The sequence below is a fragment of the Pseudomonas sp. 30_B genome, from assembly GCF_017491605.1.
Taxonomy (GTDB): domain Bacteria; phylum Pseudomonadota; class Gammaproteobacteria; order Pseudomonadales; family Pseudomonadaceae; genus Pseudomonas.
In genome coordinates this window covers 1-254 of sequence record NZ_JAFGYY010000447.1, presented here as the reverse complement: position 1 = coordinate 254, position 254 = coordinate 1, and the positions used below count along the sequence as shown (strand labels likewise).

Annotated in this window: 1 protein-coding gene; it reads right to left on the bottom strand. The window is 65.4% G+C overall.

The features are described from left to right. A partial coding sequence (locus J5M67_RS29050; RefSeq protein WP_207888746.1) for an MFS transporter occupies positions 1-254 on the bottom strand: 254 nt, incomplete at both ends.

Sequence of the window (254 nt, the reverse complement as noted above, 5' to 3'; positions counted from 1 at the left end):
CGCCAGTGCTTGGCGAAGAGTTCGGCGATTGGCAGGCTGGAGCGCTCGTGACGCGCCATGGCCTTGGCGAAAACCGGTGTTTCCACCAGCTTCAGGCGCACGTACAGGCCGACGATCACCAGCACGGCGCTGAGGATGAACGGAACGCGCCAGCCCCAGGCGCGGAACTGGTCTTCGCTGAGCAGCATCGCCAGGCAGAGGAACAGGCCGTTGGCGGCGAGAAAGCCGATCGACGGGCCCATCTGCGGGAACAT